Annotated in this window: 25 protein-coding genes; 13 read left to right on the plus strand and 12 right to left on the minus strand. The window is 70.6% G+C overall.

Annotated features, from left to right (window positions below):
• Positions 1-182: 182 nt before the first annotated feature.
• The gene (locus J2S22_RS12955; protein ID WP_272779108.1) at positions 183-1,451 is read left to right on the plus strand and encodes a COG3904 family protein; all 1,269 of its coding nucleotides are present in this window, start codon (positions 183-185) and stop codon (positions 1,449-1,451) included.
• Positions 1,452-1,497: 46 nt separating this feature from the next.
• Here the strand turns inward: J2S22_RS12955 and J2S22_RS12960 are convergent, their stop codons facing one another.
• Positions 1,498-1,938: an iron-sulfur cluster assembly scaffold protein gene (locus J2S22_RS12960; protein ID WP_272779107.1), complete on the minus strand. Its 441-nt coding sequence runs from the start codon at positions 1,936-1,938 to the stop codon at positions 1,498-1,500.
• Between the two features lie 326 nt (positions 1,939-2,264).
• Here J2S22_RS12960 and folE point away from each other — a divergent pair, with 326 nt between their 5' ends.
• Positions 2,265-2,921, plus strand: coding sequence for a GTP cyclohydrolase I FolE (gene folE / locus J2S22_RS12965; protein WP_272779106.1), 657 nt, complete (start codon positions 2,265-2,267; stop codon positions 2,919-2,921).
• 103 nt (positions 2,922-3,024) lie between these two features.
• Positions 3,025-3,504 carry a phosphoribosyl-AMP cyclohydrolase gene (gene hisI, locus J2S22_RS12970; RefSeq protein WP_272840577.1) on the plus strand — a complete coding sequence of 160 codons (480 nt, stop codon included), beginning with the start codon at positions 3,025-3,027 and terminating at the stop codon, positions 3,502-3,504.
• 95 nt (positions 3,505-3,599) lie between these two features.
• Here hisI and rplI read toward each other — a convergent pair whose 3' ends face one another.
• From rplI to J2S22_RS12995, 5 genes are all read right to left on the minus strand, one after another.
• Positions 3,600-4,175, minus strand: a complete 576-nt coding sequence (rplI, locus tag J2S22_RS12975) for a 50S ribosomal protein L9 (RefSeq protein ID WP_272779802.1) — start codon at positions 4,173-4,175, stop codon at positions 3,600-3,602.
• 46 nt (positions 4,176-4,221) lie between these two features.
• On the minus strand, positions 4,222-5,181 hold the full coding sequence (locus J2S22_RS12980) for a DUF2232 domain-containing protein (RefSeq protein WP_272779803.1): 960 nt from the start codon (positions 5,179-5,181) through the stop codon (positions 4,222-4,224).
• A 187-nt stretch (positions 5,182-5,368) separates the two neighbouring features.
• A complete protein-coding gene (gene rpsR / locus J2S22_RS12985; RefSeq protein WP_111420860.1) occupies positions 5,369-5,617 on the minus strand; it encodes a 30S ribosomal protein S18 in 249 nt (82 codons plus the stop codon).
• A 5-nt stretch (positions 5,618-5,622) separates the two neighbouring features.
• On the minus strand, positions 5,623-6,111 hold the full coding sequence (rpsF, locus tag J2S22_RS12990; protein WP_272779804.1) for a 30S ribosomal protein S6: 489 nt from the start codon (positions 6,109-6,111) through the stop codon (positions 5,623-5,625).
• A 294-nt stretch (positions 6,112-6,405) separates the two neighbouring features.
• Positions 6,406-7,290, minus strand: coding sequence for an SDR family NAD(P)-dependent oxidoreductase (locus tag J2S22_RS12995; RefSeq protein WP_272779805.1), 885 nt, complete (start codon positions 7,288-7,290; stop codon positions 6,406-6,408).
• A 108-nt stretch (positions 7,291-7,398) separates the two neighbouring features.
• Here J2S22_RS12995 and J2S22_RS13000 point away from each other — a divergent pair, with 108 nt between their 5' ends.
• From J2S22_RS13000 to J2S22_RS13045, 10 genes are all read left to right on the plus strand, one after another.
• A complete protein-coding gene (locus tag J2S22_RS13000) occupies positions 7,399-8,355 on the plus strand; it encodes a LysR family transcriptional regulator (RefSeq protein ID WP_272779806.1) in 957 nt (318 codons plus the stop codon).
• Between the two features lie 51 nt (positions 8,356-8,406).
• Positions 8,407-9,372: an ACP S-malonyltransferase gene (gene fabD, locus J2S22_RS13005; protein WP_272779807.1), complete on the plus strand. Its 966-nt coding sequence runs from the start codon at positions 8,407-8,409 to the stop codon at positions 9,370-9,372.
• Positions 9,372-10,109 (plus strand): 3-oxoacyl-[acyl-carrier-protein] reductase, encoded by a 738-nt coding sequence (gene fabG / locus J2S22_RS13010; RefSeq protein ID WP_272779808.1) that lies wholly within the window; start codon positions 9,372-9,374, stop codon positions 10,107-10,109. The genes fabD and fabG overlap by 1 nt, the downstream gene beginning before the upstream one ends.
• Before the next feature lie 236 nt (positions 10,110-10,345).
• Positions 10,346-10,585 (plus strand): acyl carrier protein, encoded by a 240-nt coding sequence (locus tag J2S22_RS13015; RefSeq protein ID WP_272779809.1) that lies wholly within the window; start codon positions 10,346-10,348, stop codon positions 10,583-10,585.
• Between the two features lie 244 nt (positions 10,586-10,829).
• Positions 10,830-12,095, plus strand: coding sequence for a beta-ketoacyl-ACP synthase II (fabF, locus tag J2S22_RS13020; protein ID WP_272779810.1), 1,266 nt, complete (start codon positions 10,830-10,832; stop codon positions 12,093-12,095).
• Between the two features lie 293 nt (positions 12,096-12,388).
• Positions 12,389-13,612 carry an endolytic transglycosylase MltG gene (gene mltG / locus J2S22_RS13025; RefSeq protein ID WP_307155833.1) on the plus strand — a complete coding sequence of 408 codons (1,224 nt, stop codon included), beginning with the start codon at positions 12,389-12,391 and terminating at the stop codon, positions 13,610-13,612.
• A gap of 192 nt (positions 13,613-13,804) precedes the next feature.
• Complete coding sequence (locus tag J2S22_RS13030) at positions 13,805-14,692, plus strand: YicC/YloC family endoribonuclease (protein ID WP_272779812.1); 888 nt, start codon at positions 13,805-13,807, stop codon at positions 14,690-14,692.
• Positions 14,693-14,696: 4 nt separating this feature from the next.
• Complete coding sequence (gene gmk, locus J2S22_RS13035; RefSeq protein ID WP_272779813.1) at positions 14,697-15,371, plus strand: guanylate kinase; 675 nt, start codon at positions 14,697-14,699, stop codon at positions 15,369-15,371.
• A gap of 108 nt (positions 15,372-15,479) precedes the next feature.
• A complete protein-coding gene (locus J2S22_RS13040) occupies positions 15,480-16,751 on the plus strand; it encodes an AAA family ATPase (protein WP_272779814.1) in 1,272 nt (423 codons plus the stop codon).
• Entirely contained in the window at positions 16,748-17,632 is an 885-nt protein-coding gene (locus tag J2S22_RS13045; protein ID WP_272779815.1) for an HNH endonuclease family protein, read from the plus strand. The genes J2S22_RS13040 and J2S22_RS13045 overlap by 4 nt, the downstream gene beginning before the upstream one ends.
• 27 nt (positions 17,633-17,659) lie before the next feature.
• Here J2S22_RS13045 and J2S22_RS13050 read toward each other — a convergent pair whose 3' ends face one another.
• The 6 genes from J2S22_RS13050 to lptG all read right to left on the minus strand — a co-directional run bounded on the left by J2S22_RS13050 (position 17,660) and on the right by lptG (position 24,971).
• Positions 17,660-18,229, minus strand: a complete 570-nt coding sequence (locus J2S22_RS13050) for a hypothetical protein (protein ID WP_272779816.1) — start codon at positions 18,227-18,229, stop codon at positions 17,660-17,662.
• A 111-nt stretch (positions 18,230-18,340) separates the two neighbouring features.
• Complete coding sequence (gene rsmA, locus J2S22_RS13055) at positions 18,341-19,231, minus strand: 16S rRNA (adenine(1518)-N(6)/adenine(1519)-N(6))-dimethyltransferase RsmA (RefSeq protein ID WP_272779817.1); 891 nt, start codon at positions 19,229-19,231, stop codon at positions 18,341-18,343.
• Positions 19,228-20,256: a 4-hydroxythreonine-4-phosphate dehydrogenase PdxA gene (gene pdxA / locus J2S22_RS13060; protein WP_272779818.1), complete on the minus strand. Its 1,029-nt coding sequence runs from the start codon at positions 20,254-20,256 to the stop codon at positions 19,228-19,230. The genes rsmA and pdxA overlap by 4 nt, the downstream gene beginning before the upstream one ends.
• Positions 20,253-21,206: a peptidylprolyl isomerase gene (locus J2S22_RS13065; RefSeq protein ID WP_272779819.1), complete on the minus strand. Its 954-nt coding sequence runs from the start codon at positions 21,204-21,206 to the stop codon at positions 20,253-20,255. The genes pdxA and J2S22_RS13065 overlap by 4 nt, the downstream gene beginning before the upstream one ends.
• A 139-nt stretch (positions 21,207-21,345) precedes the next feature.
• A complete protein-coding gene (locus J2S22_RS13070) occupies positions 21,346-23,835 on the minus strand; it encodes an LPS-assembly protein LptD (protein ID WP_272779820.1) in 2,490 nt (829 codons plus the stop codon).
• 41 nt (positions 23,836-23,876) lie between these two features.
• Positions 23,877-24,971, minus strand: a complete 1,095-nt coding sequence (lptG, locus tag J2S22_RS13075; protein WP_272779821.1) for an LPS export ABC transporter permease LptG — start codon at positions 24,969-24,971, stop codon at positions 23,877-23,879.
• Positions 24,972-25,485 lie beyond the last annotated feature (514 nt).

Below are 25,485 nucleotides of genomic sequence, written 5' to 3' on the forward strand. Positions count from 1 at the left end.
GCCGCAAAAGGACCGCTTGCGATGGTCGATTGCGTACGTAAGATCACAGTTGCGCGAAAGTCTCGTCATGTGGCGAGATTGCCGATGCTGGAAGATCCAACAAGAACAAGAAGAAATCTAACGTGTACCGAACACGCGTTGCTGAAACGGCACGGGGAACCTCGATGAAGCGGTGCTGGGTCGTGAAGCGATCCTGGGTCGGCGCGGTCGCTCTGGCGATCTTCGCGATGCCGGTGGTCGCCGGCACGCCGGAGCTTCCGGCCAACCCCCGCATCCTGCCGATGCAGTTCGTCCTGCAGGAGCCGGCCGCGAGCTGCGCCGCCGACTGCCGGCCGCTCGTCTTCGCCGCCGGAATGATCACGTCCGACACGCCGCGCCGCTTCGAGGCCTTCGCGGTCGAGCGCGGCCTGCGCGACGGCACGGTGGTGCTCGACTCCGACGGCGGCTCGGTGCTCGGCGCACTGGCGCTCGGGCGATCGATCCGGCGCCTCGGGCTCGACACCACGGTCGGCCGCGCCGACCGGTCGGGCGGGGCCGGACGGGCCGCGACCGTCGCCCCGGCGAACTGCGAATCCATGTGCGCCTTCGTGCTGCTCGGCGGGACGCACCGCGAGGTGCCGGCCCGCTCGCGCGTCCTCGTCCATCAGATCTGGCTCGGCGACCGCCGCGACGACGCCGTCGCCGCGTCCTACTCGGCCGAGGATCTGGTGCTGGTGCAGCGCGACATCGGCGCCATCGTCCGCTACACGGCCGAGATGTCGGGCAATCTCGGCGGCGCCGCCGAGCTGATCGAGATCGCGCTGCGCATCCCGCCCTGGGAGCCGATGCGGCTGCTCACCCGCGACGAGCTGCGCCGGACCGGCCTCGACCGCGAGACCGTGCCGGTCGCCGCCCGCCAGACCTCGGCGGCCGTGGTGCCGGCATCGCTGACGCCCGACCGGGTGCCGGCGATGAGCGAGCGCGGCTGGAGCGCGGTCGAGGGGAGCAGCGGGCCGATGCTGGTGCGCCGGCACCCGCTGACCGTCGAGGGCGAGCGGATCGGCACCTTCGACCTCAGCCTGAGCTGCGGCGACGCCGCCGGCACCTACGCCCTGACCTATGCGGAGAAGCGGCACGGCGGCGCCGGCGGGGCCGACGCGCCGACGCTGGAGAACGCCCGCCTGTGGATCGAGCAGAGCGAGGTGCCGTTCGAGATCCTGTCGTCGCGCAGCGACGGCGCGCGGGCCGAGAGCGTCGCGATCGCCACCGTTCCGGCGGCGCTGGTGCGCACCTTCGCCGGCGCGGCCACCCGTTCGCTGTCGGTGCAGACCAGGGCGCCCGGCGGCGCCGCGACCTCGACCCGGATCGGCAATGCCGGCATCGGCAAGGTGTTCGCCAAGCTGGAGACGGCCTGCGGGCGGGGCAACGGCAAGCGCGACGCCCATGCCCGCCTGGAGGCGGCGGCGCGCTGAGTCGGCACGCGCCGGGAGGGGCCGGTGCGGCCGGCGCGCAGGCGCGCTACGCCCCGTTGCGGGCCGCCGCGATCTGGTCCAGCGCCGAGCACACTGCATCGAACGTGAGCAATGTCGACGCGTGGCGTGCCTTGAATTCGCGCACCGGTTCCAGGACCGCGATGTCGGCCCAGCGGCCGTCCGGCGGCGGTCCGTTCTCCTTGAGCATCCGGCGCACCGTCTCGCGCAGCGCCCGCAGCTCGCCGGCGGTGGCGCCGACGACATGGCTCGCCATGATCGAGGAGGACGCCTGGCCGAGCGCGCAGGCCTTCACGACATGGCCGAAATCGACCACCGTGTCGCCCTCCACCTTGAGGTCCACCGTGACGGTGGATCCGCACAGCTTCGAATGGGCCGTCGCCGTGCCGTCGGGCGCGTCGAGGCGCCCGAGACGCGGGATGTTGCCGGCCAGCTCGAGGATGCGGCGGTTGTAGACGTCGTTCAGCATGGCGTGCGGGTCCGGGCGGGCTGCGGGTCGATTTGCCTCGACCTCTGTCACCGACTATACCCCGTCATATAGGATGCCGACCGGGTCAGGCGAGAGGTGCTTGCGCCCGGGTCCGTCCGGTCCCACATGGATCCCGTCCGGTCGCGCTGCGGCCGGGCAGTCGAGATCGGCGCATGCCGGGCCCGTCCGGGGAGGCTCCGCCGAGAAAGTCGCCGTCCCTTCGGTGCGCGGCTGGCCGGTCCGGGCAGCCCGCGTCGCGTGCGACGTGCGGTCGGTGGACCGGTGCGACGCCTGTCGGCGTCGGCCGAACGGAGACGTCGCTCGCGATGGACCACGTGATCAAGACCCTGACCCCCGCCGCGCGACCGCCCGAGGCGCCGGGGGAGGTTCCGGCCGCGCCGCTGCGCGCGCGTCCCTCGCGGGCCGAGGCGGAGGCGGCGGTGCGGGTGCTGCTCGGCTACATCGGCGACGATCCCGACCGCGAGGGTCTCGTCGACACGCCGCGCCGCGTCGTGTCCGCCTATGACGAGCTGTTCGGCGGCTATCACGAGAATCCCGGCGAGGTGCTGGAGCGCACCTTCTCGGAGATCGGCACCTACGACGACATCGTGCTGGTGCGCGACATTCCGTTCGCCTCGCACTGCGAGCACCACATGATGCCGTTCGTCGGCCGCGCCCATGTCGGCTATCTGCCGGTCGAGCGCGTCGTCGGCCTCTCCAAGATCGCCCGCCTGATCGACATCTTCGCCAAGCGCCTGCAGACGCAGGAGCGGCTGTCGTCGATGATCGTCACCGAGATCGACACGGTGCTCAAGCCGCGCGGCGTCGCCGTGATGCTGGAGGCGGAGCACACCTGCATGTCGATGCGGGGCGTGCAGAAGGCCGGCAGCCGCACCATCACGACCCAGTTCACCGGCGTGTTCCGCGACGATCCGAAGGAGCAGTTCCGGTTCGTCAGCCTGGTGCGCAACGGAATCGGCTGACTCCGCTCTCGGAGTAGAGCCATCACGGCCGGCGCCGCGGGCAGGGGACCGACGCGCGGCATCGTCGGCTTCTGACGTCGTCCCCGCCCGGACCTTGCCTATCATGAAGAGCGTGTTCGCACCGCGCGGCACCACCGAGCAGATCGAGGAGGGGCGCGTCTTCGCCCCCAAGTTCGACGCCGACGGGCTGATCCCGGCGATCGTCGCCGACGCCTGGTCGGGGGACGTGCTGATGCTCGCCTGGATGAACGACGACGCGCTGGTGCGCTCGATCGAGACCTGCGAGGCGTGGTTCTACAGCCGCTCGCGCGGCAAGCTGTGGAAGAAGGGCGAGTCGTCCGGCCACGTGCTGCGCATCATCGAGCTGAAGGTCGACTGCGACCAGGACGCGCTGCTGCTGCGCGTCGAGCAGACCGGGCCGGGCGTCTGCCACACCGGCCGCGCCTCCTGCTTCTACCGCGCCGTCTCGCTGCGCGAGACGGCCGGCCACACGCTCGTGCTGCAGTTCAAGAAGGCCGAGAAGGTGTTCGATCCGGACGCCGTCTACGGCGCGGGTGCCGGCGCGGAGACGAAGGGCGAGTAGCGCCGCCGCCGCCGGCGCGGATCACCAAGCAAAACGGCCGGGCGGTGCCCGGCCGTTCGTGTTTCGAGGATCGAGCGTGTGTCGGCGCAGGCCGATCACTCCTCCTCCTGGCCGGCCTGGCCGGCTTCCGGATTCTCGAAGAACTCCTCGGCCGCCGCCTCGGCGACCTCGCGGTCCTCGCGGCGCGCCGTGACGTCCTCGCCGCGCTTGATGCGCTCGGCCTCGTCGGCGTTGCGCGCGACGACGACGGAGACCGTCACCTCGAGCTCCGGATGCAGCACGATCGGAACGCTGTGCTGGCCGATGGTCTTGATCGGGGCGTTGATGGCGACCTGGCTGCGGTCGATCGAGACGCCGCCCTCGCCGAGCAGCTCGGCGATGTCGCGGGTGGTCACCGAGCCGTAGAGCTGGCCGGTGTCGGAGGCCTGGCGCAGCACGACGAAGCTCTGGCCCTCGAGCTTGCCGCCGACCTTCTCGGCCTCGACCTTGCGCTCCAGGTTGCGGGCCTCGAGCTGCGCCTTCATGCCCTCGAACTTGGCGAGATTGGCCTTGGTGGCGCGCAGCGCGCGACCCTGCGGCAGCAGGAAGTTGCGGGCGAAGCCGTCGCGCACCCGCACGACGTCGCCCATCTGCCCGTGCTTGCCGACGCGCTCCAGCAGAATCACTTCCATGTCGTTTCTCCTTCTCGGAACCAGGGAACTCTTTCAGGGAACTCTTTCAGGTGGACGGACCGGGGGGCGCCGGCGCGCCGCCGAAGCGGGCGCGCAGGTCGATCGCGGCGTCGACCAGCCCGATCAGCATCACGACGAACAGCGGCCAGCCGAACAGCAGCACCGACGCGTAGAGCGTCGCGAGCACCAGGGCGCGGCTCTTCAGCCGGCGGGTCAGCGTATGCACCACGGCGAAGCCGAGCGCCGTGAAGGCGATCGAGAGCGTCGCCGCCAGCATGCCGGCGAGCAGGCCGGCGAGGCCGGGCAGCAGCGAGGCGGCGATCGCCGCGGCGAAGATCACGGCCGAGGCCAGTGGGAACGAGATGGCGGAGAGCGGCGGCCACGGCCGCGGCAGCCGGCCCGACACGCTCACCACCTTGGCGCCGACCCACAGGTTGAACAGCAGCGTCGTCGTCATCAGCGAGGCGGCGGCCGGCGGCAGCGCGATGGCGAGGAACTCGAGCAGCGGCTCGGAATCCGGGGTGCCGGGCAGGCCGGGGGCGCCGGGCCGGCGGGTGAACACCCGGGCGAAGCCTTCGCGCAGCGTGGCGCGGATCTCCTCGACGTCGCTGCCGAAGGTCGGCAGCGCCAGCGCCACGGCGAGCGCGCCGAGAACCGCGGCCCACAGCACGATGCGGCCGACCGGATACCAGTCGAGCGTCGGCGCGGCGGGATCGCCGCCGGGACGCGCCAGCAGCGCGAGATAGGAAAGCCACCAGCCGGGCAGGGCGAGGCCGAGCAGGAAGACGAGGAAGAACAGCGAGCCGAACCAGGCGGCGAGCGCGATCGTGCCGGCCAGGGTGGCGAGCAGGCCGGCCCAGTGGCTCCAGCCGAGCGCCGCGATCATGATCGGCAGCGGCGCCAGATAGAACAGCAGCATCGACAGGGTCGACCCGGCCGCGAGGGCCGCGAAGGTCAGGGCTGCCACGGCGCCGGCCCCGAGGCCGACCAGGATGAACTGGATCATCGTCTCGCTGTCCCGCTCGTGGAGCGGTTAGAGGCGGATCAGCGTCGCTCGCCTGCGGCGTGCGACCGTCCGCCCCAACCAGAGGACCGGCCCGCGATGCCGTGCGGCAGGCGGGCCGGATGTCGTCGTCAGTCGTCGTCGGGCCGGTCTTCGGGCCGGCGCGTGCCGGCCGCGCGGACCGCCGCGGTCAGCGGATCACGTAGGGCAGCAGGCCGAGGAAGCGGGCACGCTTGATGGCGCGCGCCAGCTCGCGCTGCTTGCGGGCCGACACCGCGGTGATGCGGCTCGGCACGATCTTGCCGCGCTCCGAGATGTAGCGCTGCAGCAGCCGCACGTCCTTGTAGTCGATCTTCGGCGCGTTGGCGCCGGAGAACGGGCAGGTCTTGCGGCGACGGAAGAACGGACGGCGGGCGCCGCCGGCGGATTGCATGGCCATGGCGCTCACTCCTCGGTGGCTTCGACTTCGGCGGTCTCGACGCGGTCCTCGCGCGGGCCGCGCGGCGCGTCGCGGTCACGGCGCGGGCCGCGATCGCCGCGGTCGCCCCGGTCCCGATCGCCGCGGTCGCGGTCGCCCGGACGGCGGTCGCCACGGTCGTCGCGGTCACGGTCGGACTTGCGCATCATCGCCGACGGGCCGGCCTCGAGCTCGTCCACCTTGACGGTGAGGGCGCGCAGGACGTCCTCGTTGATGTGCTGCTGGCGCTCGACCTCGGCGACGGCGGCGGCCGGCGCGTCGAGATTGAGCAGGGTGAAGTGCGCCTTGCGGTTCTTGTTGATCCGGTAGGTCAGGGACTTCACGCCCCAGTACTCGACCTTGGCGACGGTTCCGCCGAGGCTCTCGATGACGCCCTTGTATTGGGTCGTCAGCTCCTCGACCTGCTGCGCCGAGAGATCCTGGCGCGCGAGATAGACGTGCTCGTACAACGGCATGGAATGCCTTTCCTGGTTCGTGGCGGCGCGTCCGACGCGAAGCCCTTCGTGCCCTTCGGGAAAGGCGCGAAAGAAAGCCCTGAAGGCGGGAACACGGGACGCCGGATCCGCGAAGGATCCTGCCGGCCATCCACGAGGACACGTCCTCGAGAATGGGCACGGCCGTCCGTTCAGCCCCCGGCCGGAGCCGAGCCGAAGCGCGTGCTTATACGGTTTTCCGGCACGAACGCAAGAGCGGCCGGGCTTACGAGGCCCGGCCGCCGTGGGCGCCCGCCGTGCCCGCCCGCCGCGGCGTCAGGCCGGGGCGTCGGCCGGAAAGTCGGTGCTGCGCGTCACCGCCTCCCAGCGGTTCATCTCCTCGACCACGGCGTCGAGCTTCGCGCGCGCCCGGCGCAGGGCGTCGGAGCCGAGGAGAAGATGCAGGGGCGGGGTCTCGGCCGCCACGGCCTGGAGGATCGCCCGGGCGGCCCGCTCCGGGTCGCCCACCTGGCGGCCGCCCATGGCCGCGAATGCGGCCGAGCTGCGCCCGACCGTCGCCCCGTAGGCGTCGCTCTCCGGGTCGCTCCGGCGGATCGAGTGGTCGGACAGGAAGTCGGTCCGGAACGCGCCGGGCGCCACCGCCGTCACCTTCAGGCCGAGCGGCGCGACCTCCTGGGCGAGGCTCGCCGACAGGCCTTCGAGCGCATGCTTGGCGGCCGAATAGAGGCCGGCGCCGGGGCCGGGCGCGCGGCCGGCGATCGAGGTGATGTTGACGATGTGGCCCGAGCCCTGGGCGCGCAGGTAGGGCAGCGCGGCGCGGACGACCCGGAACGGGCCGAACACGTCCACCGCGAACAGCTGCGCCACCTCGGCGTCGGTCGCCTGCTCGATCGCGCCGAGAAGCCCGTAGCCGGCATTGTTGACGATCACGTCGATGGTTCCGGCCCTGTCGCCGGCCTTTCCGCCGGCCGGAGGCGCGGCGTTGTCGCCGGCGAGCGCGAAGGCGCGTCGGACCGCGGCCTCGACGGCCGGCCCGTCGGCCATGTCCAGGGTGAGGACGTGAAGTCGTCCGCTGTCGGTCGCGAGCTCGGGGGTGCCGCTGCGCACCGTGCCGATCACAGTGTCGCCGGCCGCGAGCGCGGCGCGGGCGAGGGCGAGGCCGAGGCCCCGCGAGATGCCGGTGATGAACCAGGTCTTCATGGATGTTCTCCCGTTGCGACCGCAACATGGGAGGTCGATTCCTGTTTCATAATACGTCGAATCGTGCGTGCTCTTGTAAGCTGGACTGAAAAATCAGACAGTGCCGGCATGGAACCGCTCCTGTCCGGCAGCGACTTCAACCAGCTCCGCGCCTTCGTCGCGGTGGGTGAGCTCGCGAGCTTCAGTCGGGCCGCCGAACGGCTCGGCGTCTCCCCCTCGGCGCTGAGCCAGACGGTGCGCGCCCTGGAGGAGCGCATCGGGACCCGCCTCTTCAACCGCACCACCCGCAGCGTCGCGCTGACGGAGGCGGGCGAGACGCTTCTACGGCGCGTACGGCCCGCCGTCTCCGAGCTCGGCGACGCCATCGGCGCGATGCGCGCGAGTCGCGGGCGGCCGGCCGGCGTGGTGCGCATCCATGCGTTCCGGAGCGCCGCCGAGACCTGCCTCGAACCGATCCTGCCGGCCTTCGCGCAGGCCTATCCGGACATCGTGCTCGACATCACGCTGGACGACGCCGTGGTCGACCTGGTGGCGGGCGGCTTCGACGCGGCGATCCGCATCGGCGAGGTGATCGAGCGCGACATGGTCGCGCTGCGGCTCGGCCCGGACCTGCGCCACGTCCCGGTCGCCACGCCCGGCTATCTGGCCGCGCACGGCACGCCGGCGCATCCGCGCGATCTGGTGCACCACCGCTGCATCCGCTGGCGCTGGCCCGGTCGCATGACGCCTTATGCCTGGGAGTTCTGCGACGACGGCACCTGGTTCGAGGTCGCGGTGGACGGACCGCTGATCGTCAACGACAAGGAGATGGCCCTGCGGGCGACCCTCCAGGGGGTCGGCATCGGGTTCCCGGTCGAGCGCACGGTCTCGCAGCATGTCGCGGCCGGCCGGCTGGTCCGGCTCCTGGAGCCGTGGTGTGCCACGTTTCCGGGCCTGTACCTGTGCTATCCGCGCCAACGCCAGATGGCTCCGGCCCTGCGGGCCTTCGTCGACGCGCTGCGAAATCCCGCGGCCGTGCAGGCCTCCGGGGCCACGCCGCCGGTAGTAAGTGTCTGCCCCACTTGACTTTGGCCCCCCTGACGGTGTGTTAGCGCGCAACGTCGAGGAGGGAGCACCATGGCGGTCGCATTCGTATTCCCGGGCCAGGGCAGCCAGGCCGTCGGCATGGGCAAGGCGCTGGCGGAGAACTTCCCCGTCGCGCGGGCCGTGTTCGAGGAGGTCGACGAGGCGCTCGGCGACAGGCTCTCGACCGTCGTGTTCGAGGGCCCGGCCGAGACCCTGATGCTGACCGAGAACGCCCAGCCGGCCCTGATGACCGTGTCGCTCGCCGCGCTGCGCGTGCTGGAGCAGGAGGCCGGGGTCGATCTCGCCCGTGACGCCATGTTCGTCGCCGGCCATTCGCTCGGCGAGTATTCGGCGCTCGCCGCCGCCGGGGCGATCTCGATCGCCGACACGGCGCGGCTGGTCCGCACCCGCGGCCGCGCCATGCAGAAGGCCGTGCCGGTCGGCGTCGGCGCCATGGCGGCGCTGCTCGGCCTCGAGTTCGACGCCGCCGCCGAGGTCGCCCGCGAGGCGGCCGAGGGTGCCGTCTGCCAGGCGGCGAACGACAACGGCGGCGGCCAGGTGGTGGTCTCCGGTGACAAGGCCGCGGTCGAGCGCGCCGTCGAGATCGCCAAGGGCCGCGGCGCCAAGCGCGCCACCCTGCTGCCGGTCTCCGCCCCGTTCCACTGCACCCTGATGGCGCCGGCCGCCGAGGTGATGGCCGAGGCGCTCGCGTCCGTCACGGTGGACCGCCCGGTCGTCCCGGTGGTCGCCAACGTCCTGGCCGCGCCGATCACCGCGCCGGCCGACATCGTCGCGGCGCTGATCGCGCAGGTCACCGGCACGGTGCGCTGGCGCGAATCGGTCGCCTTCATGGCCTCGGCCGGGGTGACGAGCTTCTACGAGGTGGGCGCCGGCAAGGTGCTGACCGGCCTCGTCAAGCGCATCGCCGAAGGGGCGACCGGCACGGCCATCGGCTCGCCGGCCGACGTCGCGAGCTTCGTCGCGGCGCGCGCCGCCCTCCGGCAGGGCGCGGCGTGATGTTCGACCTGACCGGCAAGACCGCGCTCGTCACCGGCGCCACCGGCGGCATCGGCGGCGCCATCGCGCGGGCCCTGCACCGGCAGGGCGCCACCGTCGCGGTGTCCGGCACCAAGGCCGACCGGCTGGAGGCGCTGAAGGCGGAGCTCGGCGAGCGCGTTCATGTGCTGCCGTGCAATCTCGCCGACCGTGCCGAGGTGGAAAAGCTCGTCCCGGCCGCCGAGGCGGCGATGGGGCAGCTCGACATCCTGGTCAACAATGCCGGCCTGACGCGCGACAATCTCTTCATGCGCATGAAGGACGCCGAGTGGGACGACGTCATCGCCGTCGACCTCACCGCCGCCTTCGTGCTCGCGCGGTCCGCCGTGAAGGGCATGATGCGCCGGCGCTTCGGCCGAATCGTCTCGATCACCTCGGTGGTCGGGGTGAGCGGCAATCCGGGGCAGGGCAACTACGCGGCCGCCAAGGCCGGCATGATCGGCATGAGCAAGGCGCTCGCCCAGGAGGTCGCCTCGCGCGGCATCACGGTGAACTGCGTGGCGCCGGGCTTCATCCAGACCGCGATGACCGACGTGCTGAACGAGAAGCAGCGCGAGACGGTGCTGTCGCGGGTGCCGGCCGGCCGGCTCGGAACCAGTGAGGAGATCGCCGCCGCGGTGGTCTATCTGGCCTCCGATCAGGCCGCCTACACGACCGGTCAGACGCTGCATGTAAATGGTGGCATGGTAATGATCTGACTGGGTTTTTCCGGTCCGCACAGGGATCGTGTGCGGCCTGTCCTGCACTTCTGGTCAAGCCTGAGGAAGTATGATAACCGATCCGCTGGGCTGGACGAGGAAGTGCGACGGGGCTGGGGCGACGGCATGCACCCCTTGGCCGGATGAGCGTTCAACAGCGTCCATCATGACGAGGCTGCCGGCGGGCTCTGCTGCATGCAGGCCCGGGCGAAATGCCGAAAGCACGAGGGTTAGCAATGAGTGATATTGGCGAGCGGGTCAAAAAGATCGTCGTGGAGCACCTCGGCGTCGAGCCCGACAAGGTGACCGAGAGCGCGAGCTTCATCGACGATCTGGGCGCCGACAGCCTCGACACCGTCGAACTGGTGATGGCGTTCGAGGAGGAGTTCGGCTGCGAGATCCCGGACGACGCCGCCGAGACGATCCTGACGGTGGGTGACGCCGTCAAGTTCCTCGAGAAGAACGCGAAGAGCTGATTCAGCCGAACGCCGTCGCCGCAGGCTTCCGGGCCTGCGGCGTGACCCCGCCCGAAGTCGCTGCCGTTCGTCTCCGTCCCGCCCGCGCTGATCATCGCTCAGATCGGGTTCGAGTCCTCCGTCCATGGCGTCCGTCCATGCCGGAGAGCCGCGGTCGGATGCGGTTCGGCATCGCTTCGTGAATGAACCGCCCGAGACGGGTTGCAGCGGGACGCGGCGAACCGGCCGGTGCGGGACATGTGACATGAGGCGCGTGGTCGTCACGGGACTGGGCATGGTGACGCCGCTGGGATGCGGCGTCGAGCCGACGTGGAAACGCCTTCTGGCCGGCGAGAGCGGGGCCAGCAAGATCGACCGGTTCGAGGTCTCCGACCTGCCGGCCAAGATCGCCTGCACGATCCCGCGCGGCGACGGCTCGGACGGGACCTGGAATCCCGACCAGTGGATGGAGCCGAAGGAGCAGCGCAAGGTCGACGACTTCATCGTCTACGCGAAGTCGGCGGCCAAGCAGGCGCTCGACGATTCGGGCTGGCATCCGGCCACTTACGACGATCAGATCAGCACCGGCGTGATGATCGGCTCGGGCATCGGCGGGCTCGAGGGCATCGCCGAGACCGCCGTGCTCCTGAAGGAGCGCGGCCCGCGTCGCGTCTCTCCCTTCTTCATTCCGGGCCGCCTGATCAATCTGGCCTCCGGCTACGTGTCGATCGAGCACGGGCTGAAGGGGCCGAACCACGCCGTGGTGACGGCCTGCTCGACCGGCGCCCACGCGATCGGCGACGCCGCCCGTCTGGTCGCCTTCGGGGACGCCGACGTGATGGTCGCGGGCGGCGCCGAATCGCCGATCTGCCGCATCTCCATCGCCGGCTTCTCGGCGTGCCGAGCGCTGTCGACCTCGTTCAACGACGAGCCGACCCGCGCCTCGCGGCCCTACGACAAGGACCGCGACGGCTTCGTGATGGGCGAGGGCGCCGGCGTCGTGATCCTCGAAGAGTACGAGCACGCCAAGGCGCGCGGCGCGAAAATCTACGCCGAGGTCATCGGCTACGGCCTGTCGGGCGACGCCTATCACATCACGGCGCCGTCCGAGGACGGCGACGGCGCCTTCCGCTGCATGTCGATGGCGATCAAGCGGGCCGGCATCCAGGCCTCCGAGATCGACTACATCAACGCGCACGGCACCTCGACGCCGCTCGGCGACGAGATCGAGCTCGGCGCCGTGCAGCGCATCGTCGGCAACGACGCGGCGCGGGTCTCGATGTCGTCGACCAAGTCGTCGGTCGGCCACCTGCTCGGCGCCGCCGGCGCCGTCGAGGCGATCTTCTCGATCCTGGCGATTCGGGACGGCATCGTGCCGCCGACCATCAATCTCGACAATCCGTCCGTCGACACGCCGATCGACCTCGTCCCGCATCAGGCGAAGCGGCGCGACGTCGACGTGGCGCTGTCGAACTCGTTCGGGTTCGGCGGCACCAACGCTTCGCTGGTCTTCCGCCGCGTGGTTCAATAGGGCATCGTCCGGGCGGTTCTCCCGCCCGGAGAACCGGCCGTTCCGGGCGCGCCCGCAGCGCGCCCCGGACGATTCGCCGGCGTGGCCGCCGGTTCCGACCGGAGGGCGGCGTGTTCGATAAATTGGCCACAATTTTCAGAGTATTGGTCGGATCGGCGAAGATCCGATCGGAGCACGCCCGACCGCGGGCCGCCGCCGGCCGGAGGGTCGCCGCCGCCCGTCTCGCCCCGCCGGGGAGGCTCGCCGAGATCGCGGGTTCTCGAACGGTCACCCGTCCTGGAGCCGACTGAACGATGAACAATCTGGACACGCCGCCCGGCCAGGGCGCTCCGCTCCCCACCGAGCCGAAGCGCATCGCTCCGCGCAGCCCGCGCGCAGCCCTCGAGCCCGAGCGCGTGCCCGTCCCGACCCGACGCTCGGCGCGGGCCCGCCATCCGCTCGTGGTGGTCGGCAACGCCATCTTCACGTTCCTGGTGCTGGTCGTGATCGTGGTCGGCGGCGCCGTCTGGGTCGGCAAGCAGCGGCTCGACGACGCCGGGCCGCTCGCCGAGGACAAGGTGGTGATCATCCCGCGCGGCGCCGGCATCCGCGACATCGCCGACCAGCTGGTCCGCGAGGGCGTCATCGACCAGCCGTGGACGTTCGTCGGCGCCGTGCTGGTGCGCAAGGCGCGCGAGGATCTGAAGTCCGGCGAGTATCAGTTCCAGAAGCAGGCGACGCTCGGCGACGTGATCGCCACGCTGATCGACGGCAGGGTGGTGCAGCACGCGCTGACCATGCCGGAGGGGCTGACCTCCGAGCAGATGGTGCAGCGGCTGCTCGAGACCGACATCCTGGCCGGCAACGTGCGGGAGATTCCGCGCGAGGGCTCGCTGCTGCCGGAGACCTACAAGGTGGTGCGCGGCACGCCGCGCGAGCAGGTGATCCAGCGCATGCAGCAGGCGCAGCGGCGCGTGCTGCAGGAGGTGTGGGACCATCGGATGGCCGACCTGCCGCTGCGCACGCCCGAGCAGCTCCTCACGCTGGCGTCGATCGTCGAGAAGGAGACCGGCAAGCCGGAGGAGCGCACCCGCGTCGCCGCCGTGTTCGTCAACCGGCTCAAGCAGCGCATGCGGCTGCAGTCCGATCCGACCATCATCTACGGCCTGGTCGGCGGCAAGGGCACGCTCGGCCGGCCGATCATGCGCAGCGAGATCGACCAGCCGACCCCCTACAACACCTATGTGATCGACGGCCTGCCGCCCGGGCCGATCGCCAATCCGGGCCGCGCCGCCCTGGAGGCGGTCGCCAATCCGGCCCGCACCAAGGAGCTGTTCTTCGTCGCCGACGGCACCGGCGGGCACACCTTCTCGGAGACGCTCGACCAGCACCAGCGCGCCGTGGCGAAGCTGCGGGCGCTGGAGGCGGCGCAGCGCGGCGAGGCCACCGCGGCGCCGGCCGCGGCGGCGCCGGCGGCGGCCGCCGCGCCGGCCCCCGCACGCCCGGCCGCCCGGCGGTCGCAGACCCAGACGCGCTGAGGCGAAGGCCGCGCGCCGGGGTCCGAGCCGGGCCGCGGGCGCCGACGGCTTTCCATCGCGCCGTCCATTCCCCCGCCGGCCGGGCGGCTGCCAAACGCCTGGGCGGCTTGTGGTGACTCGCCTTGTCTTCTATGCCGTCGGGACGGCGGGCCCCGGCTCGGCCGTCTCGTTCCTCACGACGCGAGCACGCCCATGGCCCTCTCCAGCATGACCGGTTTCGCCCGCAGCCACGGCACCAGCGGGCCCTATGCGTTCGCCTGGGAGATCAAGTCGGTCAACGCCAAGGGGCTGGACGTGCGGCTGCGCCTGCCGCCCGGCTGGGACGCGGTCGAGGCACCGGCGCGGGCGCGGGCCGCCGAGGTGCTGTCGCGCGGCACCGTGTATGCCAACCTGACGGTCGACCGCCCCGGCGCCCAGCCGGTGGTGCGGGTCAACGACGCGGTGCTGGCCGCCGTGCTGGAGACGCTGAAGGGACTCTCCGGCCGGGTCGAGGCCGAGCCGCCGCGGCTCGACGGCATCCTCGGCATCAAGGGCGTGGTCGAGGTCGTCGAGGCGGACGAGAGCGAGGAGGTGCGTCGTGCCGCCGAGGCCGCCCTGGTCGCCGGCTTCGCGACGGCGCTCGACGGGCTCGCCGCCATGCGCCGCCACGAGGGCGAGGCGCTCGGCCGGCTGCTCGGCCAACGGCTCGGCGAGATCTCGGCCCTGGTGGCGCGCGCCGAGGCGGCGCCCGGCCGCAAGGCGGAGGCGATCCGCCAGCGGCTCGCCGACCAGGTCGCGGCGCTGCTCGAGACCAGCGAGCGCTTCGACGCCGACCGGCTGCACCAGGAGGCGATCCTGATCGCCTCCAAGGCCGACGTGCGCGAGGAGCTCGACCGCCTGGTGGCGCACGTCGCCCAGGCGAAGAGCCTGATCGCCAAGGGCGGCGCGGTCGGCCGCCGGCTCGATTTCCTGTCGCAGGAGCTCAACCGCGAGGCCAACACGGTGTGCTCGAAGTCGAACGACCTCGAGCTCACCAATATCGGCCTCGAGCTGAAGAGCGTGGTGGAGCAGTTCCGCGAGCAGGTGCAGAACCTGGAGTAGGACGATGCCGGCCGAGGCAGCGAGCAGTCAGCACCGTTCGATCGCGCGGCGCGGCATCATGCTGGTCGTGTCGTCGCCGTCCGGCGCCGGCAAGACCACCCTGACCCGCAACCTGATCGAGCAGGAGAAGCACATCACCCTGTCGGTCTCGGTGACGACGCGGCCGCGCCGCCCGAGCGAGATCGACGGCGTGCACTATCATTTCATCTCGAAGCGCCGCTTCGACATCATGCGCGACTCCGCCGAGCTGCTCGAATGGGCCGAGGTGCACGGCAACTGCTACGGCACGCCGCGCGAGCCGGTGGAGCAGGCGCTCGCCGCCGGCCGCGACGTGCTGTTCGACATCGACTGGCAGGGCACCCGCCAGCTCTACGACGCGATGCGCGACGACGTGGTCAGCGTGTTCGTGCTGCCGCCGTCGGCGGCCGAGCTGAAGGCGCGGCTGGAGCGCCGCGCCGAGGACTCCGACGAGATCATCGTCAAGCGGCTGCGCAACGCCGCCGAGGAGATCGCCCACTGGCCCGAATACGACTACGTGCTGGTCAACCGCGATCTCGACAAGAGCTTCCTGCGGCTGCGCTCGATCCTCACCGCCGAACGCCTCAAGCGCGTCCACCGCGCCGACATGGAGAGCTTCGTCGAAGGCCTGCTCGACGGGCTGAGGGAGATCACGGCGTAGCGGCGGGCACGGTGGAGAACGACGTCCTGAAGCCTTCGGGTGTCGATCTCAGGGTGTTCAACGCAGGGAGGTTCTGCTAATGTTCGCGACCGCAGCGAGGAAATCCCCTTGTACGCCGAATCGATCCACATCTACGGCTTCAAGTGCTTCGGCAAGGCAGAGCTGCGTCTTCAGTATCCGGGGCGCACCGGTACAGGCGTTTCCGAGCTCTCGAACATCAATCTCGTGCTGGGCGACAACGGCGGGGGAAAGTCTTCCGTCCTTCGGGCCGTGGCAATTGCCATTCTGACTCCCGCCCTCCTGGATTCGGGGTTCGTTCCGTATCGGCTGGTTCGTCGACCGAGGCCGGGCCAGGCGGCGGTCCGTAAGTCTTTTCTGAAGGTCAAGGCGGTGCCCGAGCCGGGTGAGCTTCCTTCGGCCTTCACGGGTCGCAAGTCGATCGAGCTGATCGCTCGCCTCGAGACGCGCGGACGCGGCAGTCTCGATCGCCTTCACCTCGAGAGCACGCCGGATTCACCGATCACGGAGATGCTGAGCGACGACTATTCTACGGCCTTCTTCGTCGTCGGGTACGGGGCGACCCGCCGCGTCGAGGTCGGCGAATATTCGGAGAGCAGCGCCCGCCGGGCGCGCGGATTGCGGTATCAGCGGATCGCCGGGCTGTTCGAGGACCACGTCGCGCTGAGGCCGCTACAAGCATGGCTTCCGCGGCTGCGAGAACGGGACAGTCGACGCTTCCGTGAGGCCGTCGATCAGATCAACGGCGTCCTGCCCCCCGGCATCGCTTTCGACGGCCTTTTCGACGAAGACGAGGACCAGTTCGTTTTCGATTTCGGGGGTGTCCCGACGCCGTTCTCGGCCCTGTCCGACGGCTACAAGGCGTTCATCGGCTGGATCGGTGATCTCGTCGGACATCTGTCCGATGTGGTGCCGGGGGCGAGTCGGATCGGCGAGGTCGCGGGGATCGTTCTCGTGGACGAGATCGACCTGCACCTTCATCCCGAGTGGCAACGTAACGTGGTTCCGAAGATTGCCGCGGCGTTTCCGAAGCTGCAGTTCGTGCTCACATCGCACAGCCCGTTGGTCGCGAGCACGGTCAGGCGCGAGAACGTCTTCGTCACCGACACGGCTGAGGACGGAACGGCGACCATCACGCAGCTGCAGGAACGCGTGTTCGGGCGCAGCCCCGAGGACTTGTTGCTGTCGTCGTATTTCGGACTTCAAACGACCCGGCCCGAAGCCTTTCAGGACGATGCCCGAGCATTGTTCCATCGCGCCGCGAGCGGCGACGCGAATGCCGCGCTCGATTATCTCGATCGTCTCACGACTCCGGCCGGCAGCGACCGCCGGCCGTCGGGCGGCCGGCGTCGAAGTAAATGATTCGATACAACTACGATCCAGTGCAGGTCGCGGCCGAGATCCGGGCCGTCGATCGGACTTGGTTCGAAAAGGCCCAGGAGAGGACGAGTACTTTCATAGCGCTGGGCCGTTTCCAGGAGAGGTCGTCGATCTGGAGCAAGGTGAAGCCTGCCTTCATGCGGCTCCAGCACGACAAGTGCGTTTTCTGCGAACGACAGTTCGAGAGCAGAGAGTTCGGTGCGATCGAGTTCGATATCGAGCACTTCCGACCGAAATCCGAAGTCGCGGTGTGGCCGGACCCCAGGCGGCATCCGAAGCTCGCCTATTCGTTTTCGACCGGAGATGCCGCCGACGGGTATTTCTGGCTCGCCTACGAGCTGACCAACTACGCTGCTTCCTGCAAGGTTTGTAACACCCGGTTCAAGCTGAGCTACTTCCCGGTCGCCGGAACGCGCGGGCGATCGCCGAGCTCGCCTCGCGAACTCGCAGCGGAGAAGCCGTTTCTTTGCTATCCGATCGGTGATCTCGACGAGGATCCCGAGGAGTTGATCACGTTCCTCGCCACGACCGCCGTTCCGGCTCGGAAATTCGGCCCGAGTCGAAGGCGTGGTCAGGTCATCATCGACTTCTTCGGGCTGAACGAGAGGGAGCAGCTTCACCGCCAGCGGGCGAGGATGATCAGCTTGTTCGGACCCGCTCTGCAGGCTGTCGCCGATGGCCGCGCCAGCCCGAAGGATCGGGCGGTCGTTGATCGGATGAATGCCCCTGATTTGCCGCATGCGGGGTGCGTTCGGGCTTTCAGAAGGTTGTGGGAGACGGACCGAGAAGTGGCGCGCCGGGCCTACGACCTGTGTCACGCCTTTGCGGTGAGCGATAAGAGAACCCCACCTCCGGAAATCTGATGCGCCGAGAGCATGCCGGAGCAAGGCTCACGGCCCGACGCGGGCGTGCGGCACCGGCTCGTCGGCGCCGGCGATCGGCACCGTGAGGTGATCGGTCCCGGCGTCGCGGCCGTCGGCGAGATGCCAGGAGACCGACCAGCGGACGTCGTAGTGCGGGCAGCCGTCGCGGCCGGTGAGGATGTCGACCATGCCGGTCCCCGGCGCGTGGCAGGTGCGGCCGAACGTGGTGCTGGTGTCGACGGAGACCGTGTACCAGCCGGCCTCGCGGGCGACGAACACGATGCTGCCGCGGCGCTCGCCGGCGACATGGGCGGACGCCCGGATCGTCGACCAGAACGGCTGCCTGACCACCAGCCACAGCGCGCCGATCTTGGCGTCGACCGTGTAGTCGGCCCGCACGGCGCGGCCGGCCGGCAGGTACACGGGCAGCGGTCCGAAGGTCGAGGCGAGCCCGCTGCTCTCGACGACCAGGCCGCGGCTCACGGCGTTGCCGCTCTGCCAGCCGACCAGCGTCACGGCCCCGGTGGCGAGGCCGGCCAGGTAGAAGCTCAGGGCGCCGAGGGCGACGGCCGTGATCGGCAGGGCGGGCAGTTGCACGGGCGGCTCCCGGCGGCGTCTCGCGCTGCAGGGTAGTGGGACCGGCGTTGCCGGCCGGTTCATGCGGACCGGCCGGGCGGGCGCCGACGGGCCGGCAAGTGCGGGCGGTGGTTAAGGGACGCTTGTCGCGGCCGTCCGCACCCCGGGCGGATCGGCCGTGAGGGCATCGAGCGCCCGGGCGAGCGCCACGAAGCCGTCGACCGGCACGGTCTCGGCGCGGGCGGTCGGGTCGAGGCCGGCGGCCGCGATCAGCGGCAGCGGGTCGGGGAGGAGCGCCTTCAGGCTCTGGCGCAGCATCTTCCGGCGCTGGCCGAAGGCGGCCGCGGTGACGCGTTCGAGCGCCGGGAGCCGGCACGGCAGCGGCGCCGGGCGCGGCACCAGCCGCACCACCGTGGACGTCACCTTGGGGGGCGGCACGAAGGCGGACGGCGCGATGTCGAACAGGAGCTTCGTCTCGCAGCGCCATTGCGACAGGACGGCGAGGCGCCCGTAGCTCTTGCCGCCGACGGGGGCGACGATGCGCTCCGCCACCTCGCGCTGGAACATCAGCACCAGCCGGTCGAACCAGGGCGGCCACGGCTCGATCGACAGCCAGCCGACCAGCAGGGCGGTCGCGATGTTGTAGGGCAGGTTGGCGACGATGCGGACCGGCCCCGCGCGGGTGAGCATCGGGGTCGGGTCGAGCTCCAGCGCGTCGCCCTCGATCACCTCCAGGCGATCCGGCCAGCGCGCGGCGATCTCGGCCAGCGCCGCGACCGCGCGGGCATCGCGTTCGATCGCCACCACGCGCCGCGCCCCTTCGGCGAGCAGCGCCCGGGTGAGGCCGCCCGGGCCCGGGCCGACCTCGACCACGGTGACGCCGTCGAGCGGGCCGGCGGCCCGGGCGATGCGGGCCGTCAGGTTGAGGTCGAGCAGGAAGTTCTGGCCGAGGGACTTCCGGGCCGAGAGATCGTGACGGCGGATGACCTCGCGCAGCGGCGGCAGGTCGTCGATCGCGCTCATGCCGCGGCGGCCGCCCGCGACCGTGCCGACAGCCGCGCCGCGAGGCGCAGCGCCGCGATCAGGCTCGACGGATCGGCCCGGCCGGTGCCGGCGATGTCGAAGGCGGTGCCGTGGTCCGGCGAGGTGCGGACGAAGGGCAGGCCGAGCGTCACGTTGACGGCGTCGTGGAACGACAGCGTCTTGATCGGGATCAGCGCCTGGTCGTGATACATGCACAGCGCCGCGTCGTAGGTCTTTCGCGCGGCCTCGTGGAACAGGGTGTCGGCGGGCAGGGGGCCGCGCGCCGCGATGCCCTCGGCCACCAGATCCGCGACGGCGGGGGCGATCACGGCCTCGTCCTCGGCGCCCAGCGCGCCGCCTTCGCCGGCATGCGGATTGAGGCCGGCGACCGCGAGCCGCGGCCGCGCGACGCCGAAGCGCTCCGCGAGGTCGCGCGCGACGATGCGGCCGGTCTCGACGATCAGGTCGCGGGTGAGCCGCACCGGGACGGTCGACAGCGGCACGTGGATGGTCACCGGCACGACCGCGAGGGCGGGCGACCACAGCATCATCACGGCCCGCGGCGTCGCGCCGACATGCCGGCCGGCGAGCTCGGCCAGGTATTCGGTGTGGCCCGGCTGGCGGAAGCCCGCCTGGTAGAGGACGTGCTTGGCGATCGGGTTGGTGACCACGGCGGCGGCCTCGCCGGCCATCACGGCGTCGACCGCGCGGTCGATGGCCGCGATCGCGGCGGGAGCGCTCGAACCGTCCGGAACGCCGGGCTCGGTGGCGACCGGCACGCCGAGATCGACCACCGGCAGGGCGCGGGGAAACACCGCGGCGGCCTCGCCGAAGCCGACGGTCTCCACCGGGACGTCGAGGCCGAGGCGGCGGGCGCGGGCCGCGACGCAGGCCGGATCGGCGAGCAGCGCGAAGGGGGGAAGGGCGGCAGCGTCGCGGCGCCGCCAGGCGAGAAGCGTGATGTCGGGCCCGATGCCGGCCGGCTCGCCGAGCGTCAGGGCGAGCGGCGGGGCGGCGGCGGTCATTTCCGCTCGATCATGGCGCTGCGCCGCAGCTCGGCGAGCAGCTTCTTCGACTTGGCCTGGAACGTGTCGGTGAACAGCTGGGCCCGCACCTCCTTGAGCACCGGCGCGTCGACCTTGACCTCGCGCTTGGCGCAGACCGCGAACATCTCGATGCCGTTCGGCGTGGTCTCCGGGCTGGTGAGGCGGCCGACGCCGGTCTTGTCGAGGATCTCGCGCAGGGCCGGCGGCAGGTCGGTCGAGGTCTTGACGATCTGCTCGCGCACCGCGACCTCGCGGAGGTGGCGCGCGAAGGGCAGGCCGGTGTCGCAGCTGTCGAAGCGGGCGCGCAGCGCCTCGGCGTCGCGGCGGCGCTGGTCGGCGGCGCCGCCCTTCGGCACCACGAACAGGATCGGCCGCAGCACGTATTCGGTCGCCGCGATCTTGTCGGCGACCGGCTCGTCGCCCTTCCGCTTGGCCTCGGCGGCGGCGAGCACGTCGCGGTCGCGGAACTGGAAGCTCGACTGGTACTTGCCGCGCACCAGCTGCTGCCAGGTGATGTCGGCGCGGATGCGCGACTTCAGGGTGCCGGCCTGCACGCCGCTGTTGGCGAGCGTGGCGGTGAGCTGCTCGGGCGTCATCCGCATGCGCTTGGCCATGTCGGCGAAGGAGGAGTCGACGTCGGAGTCGCTGATGTCGAGCCGGTAGCGGCGCCCGGCGTGGATCTTGATCCGCTCGTCGATCAGCTCCTCGACGACCTCCTGGCGGCCCGGCGTCTTGCGCGTCACCAGGGTGGTGAACTTCTGGCGCTGGTCGATGTCGAACGAGGTGATCGGATCGCCGTTGACCATCACGACGACGGTCTGGGCGGCGACCGGGGCGACGGTGCCGTCCGCGAGCGTGATCGCCAGGGCACCGGCGAGGGCGCCCAGTACCAGGGTCAGTCGCGTGCGAGCCGGTCGGTTACGAGCCATGGCACCGTTCATCCGATGTCGAGCGTTGGTCCCCGGGACCCGGATGGGTCCGGCGATGCCGCCGTCGGGCGCAGCCGAAGCCGCGGCCCCGCGGACGGCACCGTGCCTGGACGAGGCTTAGGGGCGGAAATGGGCGAAATTATTGTGTCGTGCCGAGCGACGAGATGGTGGAGGACGAGCTCGAGCTCGACGTCGAGCCGATGGTGCGCAGCCCGATCTGCAGCATGACGGTGTGGTTCGACGTCACGTTGCCGCTGTACGTGTAGTCGGTGATGTAGTTCAGCCCGATCAGGAAGCAGTCGTCCATGTAGCCGAGCCCGACCCGGGTCTGGCTGACCTTGTTGTGCTGGATGTCGTAGCGGGCGGCGCCGTTGACCACCCAGTTGGCGTCGAGCTTGACCGAGCCGCTGCCCAGCACGCCCTCGCGCCGCTCCAGGAAGCCGAGCTCCGGCTGCTCCGCGTAGTTGCCGTACATCAGCGACACGTTCCAGCGGTCGACGGACATCCGGCCCTCGACCTCGAGGCGCTGGAGGGTGAGGTCCTCCTCGTCGAACCGATAGCGCGAGATCACGCTGAAGATGCGGTTCGGCGTGTAGGCGAAGCGGGCCACGTAGTCGGAGGCGCGCTTGTCGAGGCCGGAGTCGAGACCCGTGTTGGATGTGTCGCCGACCGCGAAGGAGTTCGTCCCGAACAGGTGATAGGACTGGCCGACCAGCATGTTGACGGCACCGGCCCCGTTCACCTGGGCGGTGTATTGCAGGCCGTAATTGGCGCGGCCGCCGCCCTCGGCGCGGTCCCAGCCGGAGAACTTGTCGACCCGGAACAGGTTCGAGTCGTCGAACACCAGGCTCTGGGCGTCCTCGTTCGGCAGCTTGCCGATGTTGCTCTCGTTCGGGCGGGCGATGACCTGGGCGATCGGCTCCAGCGTCTGGGTGCCCCAGGAATGGACCGAGATCAGCGGCAGGCGATACTCGAGGCCGACCGTCGGCATCACCCGCAGCTCGGAGGAGTCGCCGGTCTGGATGAAGTTGCCGACGCTGGTGTCGCCCGAGTTCACGTGCACCTGGGCCGCGTCGGCGCGCAGCGAGGCGAACGGGATGAACACGTTGCCGAAGGAGTCGACGTAGCGGGTGCGCCAGTCGACCTCGGCCGAGAAGCGCGAATAGGTGCCCGGGATGCCGCGCAGCAGGCAGTCCTTGGCGGTCTTGGCGGTGTCGGCCGAGCTGCTGCACAGGCCGGTGTTGTAGGCGGCCTGGCTGATCGCGTTGTACTCGGCCTGCTCGCGCGACAGGCTGGTCAGGTTGGCCCGGTAGCCGAGCTCGCCGCCGAACACCGACTGGCCGAGGATGTTGCTGTAGTCCATCACCGGATGGACGACCGGCAGGGTCTTCTGCACGTCGGATTCGGAGAATCCGTAGAAGTGCATCGCCCGGATGTCGAAATAGCTGCGGTCGCCGCGCCCGGTGAGGAACAGTTGCGACACGCCCTCGGTCAGGTTGCTGAAGAACTCGCTCCCGGTGCGGCTCTGCAGCGACTTGATCTTGTAGTTGTCGAAGAAGGTCGGATCCGTGATCAGGATGCCGTCGAAGCCCCAGGTCCAGCGCGGCGACAGGTTGAAGCGGCCGGTCGTCTCGATGCTGCCGCGGAAGTCGCGGAAGCCGGGCGCGTCGTTGCCGTAGGTCCGCTGGAAGTAGTCCTTGTCGGCCTGGAAGATGCCGGCGCCCTTGATCGAGTAGTAGCCGTCCTCGAGCCGGTGACGCCACTCGCCCTGCATCAGCAGGCCCTGCTTGGTCATCACCCGGGGCGAGACCGTCAGGTCGTAGTTGGGGGCGAGCGCGAAGTAGTAGGGCGTCTCCAGGCCGTAGCCGTAGATCGTGCTCGTGGTGGCGAGCGGCATCAGGAAGCCGCTCTTGCGCTTCACGGTCGGGTCTGGCGCCGCGAAATACGGCATGTAGGCGAGCGGGACGCCGAAGAACTCGATCTTCGCGTCCTCGAAATAGACCATCTTCTCGTTCTGGTCGTGGATGATCCGCGCCGCCTTCACCTGCCACAGCGGCGGCTTCTGCGGGTTCTCCTTGCACGCCTCGCAGGCCGTGTAGACGCCGCTCTCGAAGACCGTGTAGTTGCCGCCCGAGCGCTGGCCGCGGGCGGCCGCGAAGCGGGTCTGGTCGGGGGTCTCGATGCGCAGCGAATCGATGAAGCCGTCGCGATAGTCGTCGGTCAGGTCGATCAGCGAGCCGTAGGTGATCTTGCCGTCCGGCTCGGTCAGCCGGACGTTGCCCTCGGCCTGCAGGTGCTTGGTCTTCTGGTCGTAGACGACCCGGTCGGCCTCGATGGTCGAGCCCTTGTAGTAGATCTGCACGTTGCCGGACGCGACCACCCGCTCGTTGGTGTAGTCGTACTGGATCTCGGCCGCCTGCACGAGCATCTGCGGGTCGGCGACCGGCGCCGCCTTCGGCTGCGCGGGGCGGACCTGCGAGCGGAAGTCGAGCGTCTGGGCGTCGGCCGGGGCGACGCCGAGCGCCAGCGTGCCGGCCAGCACGGCGAGCGCCGACGCGGCGGCGAGCAGCCGCGAGCGCAGCCGCACCGCGATCGGCAGGGACGCGGTCGACAGGGACGCGGTCGCCATGGACGACGTCGTCAGGGACGGGGTCGGACGCACGGCCGGCATCAACCGTCCTCCTGGTACAGCAGGGGCACGAGGCCGGTGAGGACGCCGATGATCACGGGGAGCCAGGCGGCGGCGGCCGGGTGCATCAGCTCGGCCTTGCTCAGGTCCTCGGTGACCTTGGACAGAACGTAGAGCAGGAAGCCGGCGACGATGCCGCTCAGCACCATCTTCTGGACGCCGCCGAAGCGGAAGAACCGCAGCGAGAAGGCGGCGGCCACCAGCACCATGGCGGCGAGCAGCGCCGGCCGCGAGATCAGCTTCTGGTACTGCAGCCGGTAGCCCGCGGCGGCGAGACCGGCATGGTCGGCCATCTCGATGAAGAACGGCAGGTCCCAGAACGACACCGTCTCCGGGGTGGCGAAGGTCTCGCGCACCTGGGCGAGGGTGAGGTTGGTCTTCAGCCGGTAGTCCTGCAGCCGCTCGGGCGGCGCGTCGACCGGGTAGCGCCGGGCGTCGACCAGCCGCCAGTGGCCCTCCTCGAGCATGGCGATCTTGGCCTCTGTCCGCTCGACGAAGCGGCCGGCCTGGTCGTACATGAAGACCGTCACGCCGCCGAGCCGCACGCCCTGGTCGGTGCTGGAGACGGCGTTGATGATCGACTGGCCGTCGACGCTCTTCTGTCGCACCCAGAAGCCGGTGCCGGTGGCCTGCAGGCCGGAATGCTGGGCGTTGTTGAAGGCGCGGTCCTCGAGCCGCTTGGACTGCTCCTGCAGCATCGCCGCGATCGGGTTGTAGACGGCGGTCGCGACGGCGCCGACGAGCAGCGCGGCGATCACGGCCGGTGCGACGAACTGCCAGGCCGACATGCCGGCCGAGCGCGCCACCACCAGCTCCAGCCGGCGCGACAGGTTCAGGTAGCACAGCATGGCGCCCACCAGCACGGCGAACGGCATGATGCGTTCCATGATCTGCGGGACGCGCGTCACCGAGATGCCGGCCGCGAGCAGGGCGGAGGCGTTGGCCTCGCCGGCGCTGCGCCGCATCAGCTCGATGTAGTCGACCAGGAGGACGAGCCCGAACACGCCGACGAACACGGTGAGAGAGGCGCCCAGGAAGCGCCTTCCAAAATAGCGCGAGAGTCGACCCGCCACCATTCGCTACGCTCTCACGGTCCGACCGGCAGGCCGACCGGCCCGCCGGGCTGAAGGTGTCCACGATCGGACGAAACGACGGATGCCGGCCCCCGCCGAACGGGTGCACGCGATTCGGACGCGCTCCGATCGGACCGGCTCGCGGCGGACGCAGGCGACAGCCCGCGCGCCCCGACGGAGCGTCCGTTCGGCCCGAATCCGATGCGGCCGGTCGATGTCACCATTCCCCCCACGTTCCCGGCTCCCCCGAGCCGTCGAGCCTGCGGCGCCCGCCGTCCGGCGGCCGACCGCAAGGTCCCAGGATACACGAGATTGGCGGGCCGATCTGTCGACAAAAAGGCCGTTCCTCTCCTCGCGCCCCTGGCAGCCCCTCGGTGTGGTTAACCGAGTGTCACAGCGGGGACTCTGTAATGCTATGCCAAGCTTTCGGTCACGGGTCACTACCGCGACAGGGGAATTGCTGGCACCGTGGCCCCGAGGCCACAGAATCGGGGCCGACGGATCAAGAGGATAGCTG

It is taken from the genome of Rhodoplanes tepidamans (assembly GCF_030813915.1).
GTDB classification, from domain to species: domain Bacteria; phylum Pseudomonadota; class Alphaproteobacteria; order Rhizobiales; family Xanthobacteraceae; genus Rhodoplanes; species Rhodoplanes tepidamans.

Coding starts and splice junctions, on each gene's coding strand:
- J2S22_RS13045 (WP_272779815.1), top strand. CDS start 16,748: ATGATTCGATACAACTACGATCCAGTGCAGGTCGCGGCCGAGATCCGG.
- rpsF (WP_272779804.1), bottom strand. CDS start 6,111: ATGCCGTTGTACGAGCACGTCTATCTCGCGCGCCAGGATCTCTCGGCG.
- fabF (WP_272779810.1), top strand. CDS start 10,830: ATGAGGCGCGTGGTCGTCACGGGACTGGGCATGGTGACGCCGCTGGGA.
- J2S22_RS13065 (WP_272779819.1), bottom strand. CDS start 21,206: ATGGCTCGTAACCGACCGGCTCGCACGCGACTGACCCTGGTACTGGGC.
- J2S22_RS12980 (WP_272779803.1), bottom strand. CDS start 5,181: ATGATCCAGTTCATCCTGGTCGGCCTCGGGGCCGGCGCCGTGGCAGCC.
- folE (WP_272779106.1), top strand. CDS start 2,265: ATGGACCACGTGATCAAGACCCTGACCCCCGCCGCGCGACCGCCCGAG.
- J2S22_RS13030 (WP_272779812.1), top strand. CDS start 13,805: ATGGCCCTCTCCAGCATGACCGGTTTCGCCCGCAGCCACGGCACCAGC.
- rpsR (WP_111420860.1), bottom strand. CDS start 5,617: ATGGCCATGCAATCCGCCGGCGGCGCCCGCCGTCCGTTCTTCCGTCGC.
- J2S22_RS12995 (WP_272779805.1), bottom strand. CDS start 7,290: ATGAAGACCTGGTTCATCACCGGCATCTCGCGGGGCCTCGGCCTCGCC.
- mltG (WP_307155833.1), top strand. CDS start 12,389: ATGAACAATCTGGACACGCCGCCCGGCCAGGGCGCTCCGCTCCCCACC.
- rplI (WP_272779802.1), bottom strand. CDS start 4,175: ATGGAAGTGATTCTGCTGGAGCGCGTCGGCAAGCACGGGCAGATGGGC.
- hisI (WP_272840577.1), top strand. CDS start 3,025: ATGAAGAGCGTGTTCGCACCGCGCGGCACCACCGAGCAGATCGAGGAG.
- fabG (WP_272779808.1), top strand. CDS start 9,372: ATGTTCGACCTGACCGGCAAGACCGCGCTCGTCACCGGCGCCACCGGC.
- J2S22_RS13000 (WP_272779806.1), top strand. CDS start 7,399: ATGGAACCGCTCCTGTCCGGCAGCGACTTCAACCAGCTCCGCGCCTTC.
- J2S22_RS12960 (WP_272779107.1), bottom strand. CDS start 1,938: ATGCTGAACGACGTCTACAACCGCCGCATCCTCGAGCTGGCCGGCAAC.
- gmk (WP_272779813.1), top strand. CDS start 14,697: ATGCCGGCCGAGGCAGCGAGCAGTCAGCACCGTTCGATCGCGCGGCGC.
- fabD (WP_272779807.1), top strand. CDS start 8,407: ATGGCGGTCGCATTCGTATTCCCGGGCCAGGGCAGCCAGGCCGTCGGC.
- pdxA (WP_272779818.1), bottom strand. CDS start 20,256: ATGACCGCCGCCGCCCCGCCGCTCGCCCTGACGCTCGGCGAGCCGGCC.
- rsmA (WP_272779817.1), bottom strand. CDS start 19,231: ATGAGCGCGATCGACGACCTGCCGCCGCTGCGCGAGGTCATCCGCCGT.
- lptG (WP_272779821.1), bottom strand. CDS start 24,971: ATGGTGGCGGGTCGACTCTCGCGCTATTTTGGAAGGCGCTTCCTGGGC.
- J2S22_RS13070 (WP_272779820.1), bottom strand. CDS start 23,835: ATGGCGACCGCGTCCCTGTCGACCGCGTCCCTGCCGATCGCGGTGCGG.
- J2S22_RS13015 (WP_272779809.1), top strand. CDS start 10,346: ATGAGTGATATTGGCGAGCGGGTCAAAAAGATCGTCGTGGAGCACCTC.